This window comes from Pseudomonas sp., assembly GCF_040514055.1.
Lineage (GTDB): Bacteria > Pseudomonadota > Gammaproteobacteria > Pseudomonadales > Pseudomonadaceae > Aquipseudomonas.
Map to the genome: position 1 here is coordinate 63,522 of NZ_JBEVDL010000028.1, position 7,522 is coordinate 71,043.

A 7,522-nucleotide genomic window follows, 5' to 3' on the forward strand; every position below is an offset into this window, starting at 1 on the left:
CCATGGGCTTCAACCTGTCCGAATGGGCGCTGCGCAACCGCCAGATCGTCCTCTATATCATGCTGCTGATGGCGGTCGTCGGGGCGCTGTCCTACACCAAGCTGGGCCAGAGCGAAGACCCGCCTTTCACCTTCAAGGTCATGGTGGTGCGCACCCTCTGGCCGGGGGCGAGCGCCGAGGAAGTCGCGCGCCAGGTCACCGAGCGTGTCGAAAAGAAGGTGATGGAAACCGGTGACTACGACAAGATCATTTCCTTTTCCCGTCCGGGCGAGTCCATGGTGACGTTTATCGCCCGTGACTCGCTGAACTCGCGCAACATCCCCGAGCTCTGGTACCAGGTGCGCAAGAAGGTCGGCGATATCCGCCAGACCTTGCCCCAGGGCGTGCAGGGGCCGTTTTTCAACGACGAGTTCGGCACCACCTTCGGTAATATCTATGCCCTGACCGGCGAAGGCTTCGACTACGCGGTACTCAAGGACTACGCCGACCGGGTGCAGCTGCAGCTGCAGCGGGTCAAGGATGTCGGCAAGGTCGAACTGCTGGGCTTGCAGGACGAAAAGATCTGGATCGAGCTGTCCAACGTCAAGCTGGCCACCCTGGGCCTGCCCCTGGCCGCCGTGCAGCAGGCGCTCGAAGAGCAGAACGCGGTGTCGGCCGCCGGTTTCTTCGAGACCAGCAGCGACCGCGTGCAGCTGCGCGTCAGCGGCCGCTTCGAGACGGTCAAGGAAATTCGCGACTTTCCGATCCGGGTCGGCGATCGGACCTTCCGCATCGGCGATGTGGCCGAGGTCAGCCGTGGTTTCAACGACCCACCCGCGCCACTGATGCGCTTTATGGGCGAAAACGCCATCGGCCTGGCCGTGTCGATGAAACCCGGCGGCGATATCCTGGTGCTCGGTCAGGCGCTGGAAAAAGACTTCGCCCGGCTGCAGGAAAACCTGCCGGCCGGCATGCAATTGCGCAAGGTGTCCGACCAGCCCGCGGCGGTCAAGACCGGGGTGGGCGAGTTTGTCCGGGTGCTGGCCGAGGCGCTGATCATCGTGCTGCTGGTGAGTTTCTTCTCCCTGGGCCTGCGCACCGGCCTGGTGGTGGCCCTGTCGATTCCGTTGGTGCTGGCGATGACCTTCGCCGCCATGTACTACCTGGATATCGGCCTGCACAAGATTTCCCTGGGCGCCCTGGTGCTGTCCCTCGGCCTGTTGGTGGACGATGCGATCATCGCGGTGGAGATGATGGCGATCAAGATGGAGCAGGGCTACGACCGGCTCAAGGCCGCCAGTTTCGCCTGGACCAGCACCGCCTTCCCGATGCTGACCGGCACCCTGATCACCGCCGCCGGCTTTCTGCCGATCGCTACCGCCCAGTCGGGCACCGGCGAATACACCCGCTCGATTTTCCAGGTGGTGACCCTGGCGTTGCTGGCCTCCTGGGTCGCCGCGGTGGTCTTCGTACCCTACCTGGGCGCCAAGCTGCTGCCGGACCTGGCGAAGATTCACGCGGCCAAGCACGGCGGCGACGAGCACGGTCATGACCCTTACGGCACGCGGTTCTACCAGCGCGTGCGGGCGGTGGTGGAGTGGTGCGTGCGTCGGCGCAAGACCGTTATTCTGCTGACCGTCGCGTTGTTTATCGGCTCCATCGTCCTGTTCCGTTTTGTTCCCCAGCAGTTCTTCCCGGCCTCCGGTCGACTGGAGCTGATGATCGACATGAAACTGGCCGAGGGTTCGTCGCTGACCGCCACCGCCGAACAGGTGGCACGTCTGGAGGCCATGCTCAAGGACCACCCGGGCATCGATAACTATGTGTCCTACGTGGGCACCGGTTCACCGCGCTTCTACCTGCCACTGGACCAGCAACTGCCCGCGGCGAGCCTGGCGCAGTTCGTGGTACTGGCCAAGACCATCGAGGACCGCGAGACCTTGCGCACTTGGCTGCTGGAGCGCCTGCCGGAAGAGTTCCCGACCCTGCGCACCCGCGTCACGCGCCTGGAGAACGGCCCTCCCGTGGGCTATCCGGTGCAGTTCCGGGTCACCGGCGAGCAGATCGACGAAGTCCGTGCCCTGGCGCGCCAGGTGGCGGAAAAGGTGCGCGAGAATCCGCATGTCTCCAACGTCCACCTCGACTGGGAAGAGCCGAGCAAGGTGGTGCACCTCAATATCGATCAGGACCGCGCGCGGGCGCTGGGTGTCAGCACCGCCGACCTGTCGAGTTTCCTGCGCAGCTCGCTGACCGGCTCCAGTGTCAGCCAATACCGCGAAGGCAACGAGTTGATCGAGGTGTTGCTGCGCGGCACGCCGGACGAGCGTCGGGAACTCGGTCAGTTGCCGAGCCTGGCGGTGCCCACGAAAAGCGGCCAGAGCGTCGCGCTGTCGCAGATCGCTACCCTTGAGTACGGTTTCGAGGAAGGCATCATCTGGCATCGCAATCGCCTGCCCACGGTTACCGTGCGCGCCGACGTCTACGGCAAGGAACAGCCCGCCAGCCTGGTCATGCAGATCATGCCGACCTTGGATGGGGTGCGCGCGCAACTGCCCGACGGCTACCTGCTGGAGGTCGGTGGCACCATCGAGGACTCCGCCCGCGGCCAGGCCTCGGTGAACGCTGGCGTGCCGCTGTTTATCGTGGTGGTGCTGACCTTGCTGATGCTGCAGCTGAAAAGCTTCTCGCGTACGGCCATGGTCTTTCTCACGGCGCCCCTGGGGCTGATCGGCGTGACCCTGTTTCTGCTGCTGTTCAACCAGCCGTTCGGTTTCGTGGCCATGCTCGGCACCATCGCCTTGTCGGGCATGATCATGCGTAACTCGGTGATCCTGGTCGACCAGATCGAACAGGACATCGCCGGCGGCCTGGACCAGTGGCACGCCATCATCGAGGCCACGGTGCGGCGTTTCCGTCCCATCGTGCTGACCGCCCTGGCGGCGGTGCTGGCGATGATCCCGCTGTCGCGCAGCGTGTTCTTCGGCCCGATGGCGGTGGCCATCATGGGCGGCCTGATCGTCGCCACGGCCCTGACCCTGCTGTTCCTGCCGGCGCTTTACGCCGGCTGGTTCCGGGTCAAGCAAGAGCCGCGGCACGCCGTCTAAATTGGTGTTCCCGTAAAAGCCCGGCCCTTTGGCCGGGCTTTTTTATACCCCCCTGCTCACGCCGCCGGCAGGGTCAGAGACGTCACGTGTACTCCCTGATTCCGTCATTCCCGCGCAGGCGGGAATCCAGTAGGGGGCTGGTGTCACGCGCTGGGTTCGGTCACCGTCCTGGATACCCGCTTTCGCGGGTATGACGGGGCTTTGGGAACGTAGGGTGTAGCAGTTACCGGGGCGCATGTATCAGGGGGCCTTACTGCCATCAGGGTCAACGGCGTTACGCGCACTCCCTGATTCCGTCATTCCCGCGCAGGCGGGAATCCAGTAGGGGCTGGCGTCACGCGCTGGGCACGGTCACCGCCCTGGATACCCGCTTTCGCGGGTATGACGGGGCTTTGGGAAAGTAGGGTGTAACAGTTGCCGGGGCGCATGTTTCAGGGGGGGCTTTCTGCCATCAGGACCAACGGCGTTACGCGCACTCCCTGATTCCGTCATTCCCGCGCAGGCGGGAATCCAGTAGGGGGGTGGTGTCACGCGCTGTGCCTGATCACCGCCTTGGTTACCGGCTTTCGCGAGTGAAGCGGGGCTGGAAGAGACATGCAAACCTACAAAACCCGTCATTCCCGCGCAGGCGGGAATCCAGTAGGGGTTGGCGTCTCTCGTTGGGCTTGACCAGCGTTCTGGATACCCGCTTTCGCGGGTATGACGAAGTCTCAGGGGAAATGCGGCGCAGCGGCTGTCGGGCCGCTGGTGTCGGTGTGCCGGAGACCTCGCCGGCTGAAGGGCGACTATCCTTGCCCGCAGCCGTTGTTCTCCGACCTTTGTGCAAAGCCGGAAGTCGACGGAAGTGTCGCAAACCCGCGCAAAGGACTGCGTCGATGAAACAACCTGCCGTCTATATCCTCGCCAGTAAACGCAACGGAACGCTGTATACGGGAGTGACCTCCAACCTGATTCAGCGTGTCTGGCAACATCGCCAGGTCCAGGCTGAGGGATTTACCGAGCGGTACAGGGTGAAACGCCTGGTCTGGTACGAACTCCACGAAAGCATGCTGAGCGCCATCCGCCGGGAAAAAGCCATCAAGCAATGGCGACGCGATTGGAAACTGTGCTTGATCGAGCGTAGCAATCCAAGCTGGCTGGATTTATGGCCGCAAATCGTCGGCATAGCAGCACCCGCTGAAGACCCGCCTGGGGCCGTATGACGTGCCGCCCCACCTGAGGTATTGACGACAGGTAGCATCTGGATACCCGCTTTCGCGGGTATGACGGGAATGAACGAGCGGGTTGCGGTTGCCGCAATGGTGCGGTCTTCAGTCTGCTGCAGCTCACCCCATGGTCGGCAGGGCCTAAGGCGTCACGCGCACTCCCAGACCCCGTCATTCCCGCGCAGGCGGGAATCCAGCAGGGGGCTGGCGTCTCTCGCTGGGCGTGATCACCGTCCTGGATACCCGCTTTCGCGGGTATGACGAGGCTGTGAGAAATACGTTGCAGGAGTGGCCGAGGCGCAGGCGTCAGGATTGCCGAGTAGCCGTCCGGGCCAAAGGACATGCACGCATTCCCAGATCCCGTCATTCCCGCGCAGGCGGGAATCCAGGTCTGGCGAGCGCGCAGGTTGGGCGTTAAAGCGCGTCGAACACCTTCCGGGCCAGGCCAGTCGCTGCGCCGGCCGGGTTCTGCCGCAGGCTGGCTTCCTGTTCGGCGATCATCTCGAACAGGCCGTTCAGCGCCTGCTCGGTCACGTAGTTTTCGATATTGGCGCTCTTGGCGTCGACCACCCCAAAGGTCGCCGCCTGGCTGGCGAAGCCGTTGTATTGCTGCACCAGGCCGACCTGGGCGGTGGCCCGTTTGACGATGGGCAGGAACTTGGCGCGGATCTGCTCGCGGCTGGTCTTGTCCAGGTAACGCGTGGCCGAGTCGTCGCCGCCGGTGAGCAGGGTCTTGGCGTCCTCGACGGTCATTTTCTTCACCGCCTCCACCAGCAGCGCCTGGGCCTGGGGCATGGCCGCTTCGGCGGCCTTGTTCATGCTCAGCTCCAACTGATCGACCTGGGCGCCAAAGCCGAACTGCTTGAGTTTTTTCGCCGCCTTGCCGAGTTTGCCCGGCAGTTCGATGCGCACCTCGGGGTTGTTGCTGAAACCGCCGGGCTTGGCCAGTTGCTTGACCGCGATCTGCGCGCCCTGGGTCAGGGCGTCCTTTATGCCGGCGCTGACATCCTGCTGGCTGAGGTCGGCGAGGGAAATGGCCCAGGCCTGGGTCGACAACAGCAGGGCGGCGCACAGCGTGGCAAAGGGCAGGGCAGGGCGGAACATGGCGGCATCCTTAAAACCGAAGGGGGTGTGGCCAGCTTAACGGAGCCCTGCTTCCAGGCAAACCCGCTGCCGCCGGTGTGCTTGCCGAAAACGCCGCGCTCGCCCATTCTGCCGAGCTCGATAACGGCGTGGAGCGCCCTGTGATCCGTCCCCTGTTGTGGCTGATGGCCGTGTTGCTGGTCCTGTACCTGTGCCTGTGTGCGGGGCTCTGGGCCTTTCAGCGGCAGCTGATCTATTTCCCCCAGCCGCGCTCGCTGGGCGATACGGACCACCTGATGACCTTGGTGGTCGACGACACCCTGCTGCGGGTAACGGTCCGCCCACACGCCGGGCCGAAGGCGCTGATCTACTTCGGCGGCAATGCCGAGGACGTGTCGCTGAACCTGCCGGCCTTCAGCCGCGCCTTTCCCGACCATGCGCTGTACCTGCTGCACTACCGGGGTTTTGGCGGCAGTGCCGGGGCACCTTCCGAGGAGGCCAACCAGCGCGATGCCCAGGCACTTTTTGACCAGGTGCGCGGTGAACATCCGGACATCCTGGTCGTAGGTCGCAGCCTCGGCTCGGGCGTGGCGGTGCGCCTGGCCAGCCAGCGGCCTGCGACCGGCCTGGTGTTGGTCACCCCCTACAACAGCCTGGAAGAGATCGCCGCCGGCCAGTTTCCCTGGCTGCCGGTGTCTTGGTTGTTGCAGGACAAATACCTGTCCTGGCAGTACGCGGCGTCGATCAGGGTACCGACCTTGCTGATCGCCGCCTCGGAGGATCGGATCATTCCGCGCGCCAGCACCGAGCGGCTGCTCAGCCAGTTTGCCGCCCCTGTGGCGTCATTGGCGGTGGTGGAGGGCGCCGACCACAACGACCTGTCCCAGTACCCGCGTTACCTGGAACTGCTGGGCTCGCTGCCGGCCAGGCGCTGACCTGGGCGAGTAAGGGACTGCCGGGTTAATACGGGTAAACCGCGGCCCGGCCCCGTAGAATGGTCGGCCGAACCCGTCATAGAGAACGCCGTGGTGGAGTTACAGCAGGGCTTCGTGTTGACCCGCCACTGGCGCGACACGCCGGCGGGCACCGAAGTGGAGTTCTGGCTGGCCACCGACCAGGGGCCGCGCCGGTTGCGCCTGCCACTCCAGCCTTCGGTGGCGTTTATTCCCGTCGAGCAGCGCGACTGGGCCGAGCCCGTGCTGCGCGGCGAGCGCAAGGTCGAGCTGCGTCCGCTGGCGCTGCGTGATTTCGAGCAGCGTCCGGTGCTGGGCCTGTACTGCCAGCAGCATCGTCAGTTGATCCAGTTGGACAAGCGCCTGCGCGAGGCCGGTGTCGAGGTCTACGAGGCCGATATCCGCCCGCCGGAACGTTACCTGATGGAGCGCTTTATCACCGCGCCGGTGGCCTTTGGCGGCACCGCGGACGCCAGTGGACTGCTGCTCGATGGGCAGATGAAGCCCGCGCCGGACTACCGGCCGCGGCTCAAGCTGGTGTCGCTGGACATCGAGACCACCGCCCAGGGCGAGCTCTACTCCATCGCCCTGGAAGGCTGCGGCCAGCGCCAGGTCTATATGCTCGGGCCGGCCAACGGTCCGGACACGCCGCTGGATTTCGACCTGGAATACTGCGTCAGCCGCGCCCTGCTGCTGGAGCGGCTTAACCAGTGGCTGGTGCGCCATGACCCCGACGCGATCATCGGCTGGAACCTGGTGCAGTTCGACCTGCGGGTGCTGCACGAGCATGCCCAGCGTTTGCAGGTGCCGCTGCGGCTGGGGCGCGACGGCAGCGCCATGGGCTGGCGCACCCAGGGGCAGGGCAAGCATCATTTCGCCGATGCGGCCGGGCGGCTGCTGATCGACGGCATCGAGGCGCTGCGTTCGGCAACCTGGAGCTTTCCCTCCTTCAGCCTGGAGAACGTCGCCCAGACCCTGCTCGGCGAGGGCAAGGACATCGCCACGCCCTACCAGCGCATGGACGAAATCAACCGCATGTTCGCCGAGGACAAGCCGGCGCTGGCCCGCTACAACCTCAAGGACTGCGAGCTGGTCACGCGGATCTTCGCCAAGACCGAGCTGCTGACCTTTCTGCTCGAGCGCGCCTGTGTCACCGGCCTGCCGGTCGACCGCAGCGGTGGCTCGGTGGCGGCCTTTT

General features: G+C 64.9%; 5 protein-coding genes. 4 read left to right on the forward strand and 1 reads right to left on the reverse strand.

Annotated features, from left to right (window positions below; translation table 11 throughout):
* Positions 1-2: 2 nt before the first annotated feature.
* Together ABWY06_RS07505 and ABWY06_RS07510 are read left to right on the forward strand one after the other, a co-directional pair.
* Positions 3-3,083, forward strand: coding sequence for an efflux RND transporter permease subunit (locus ABWY06_RS07505; RefSeq protein WP_353924940.1), 3,081 nt, complete (start codon positions 3-5; stop codon positions 3,081-3,083).
* An 875-nt stretch (positions 3,084-3,958) separates the two neighbouring features.
* Positions 3,959-4,285: a GIY-YIG nuclease family protein gene (locus ABWY06_RS07510; protein WP_353924941.1), complete on the forward strand. Its 327-nt coding sequence runs from the start codon at positions 3,959-3,961 to the stop codon at positions 4,283-4,285.
* A gap of 417 nt (positions 4,286-4,702) precedes the next feature.
* On the opposite strand, the gene ABWY06_RS07515 is transcribed toward ABWY06_RS07510, so the two are convergent.
* Complete coding sequence (locus tag ABWY06_RS07515; protein ID WP_353924942.1) at positions 4,703-5,392, reverse strand: DUF4197 domain-containing protein; 690 nt, start codon at positions 5,390-5,392, stop codon at positions 4,703-4,705.
* A gap of 164 nt (positions 5,393-5,556) precedes the next feature.
* Between ABWY06_RS07515 and ABWY06_RS07520 the strand changes: the two genes are divergently transcribed.
* On the forward strand, positions 5,557-6,306 hold the full coding sequence (locus ABWY06_RS07520) for an alpha/beta hydrolase (RefSeq protein ID WP_502948167.1): 750 nt from the start codon (positions 5,557-5,559) through the stop codon (positions 6,304-6,306).
* Positions 6,307-6,399: 93 nt separating this feature from the next.
* A partial coding sequence (locus ABWY06_RS07525) for a 3'-5' exonuclease (protein WP_353924944.1) occupies positions 6,400-7,522 on the forward strand: 1,123 nt, incomplete at its 3' end.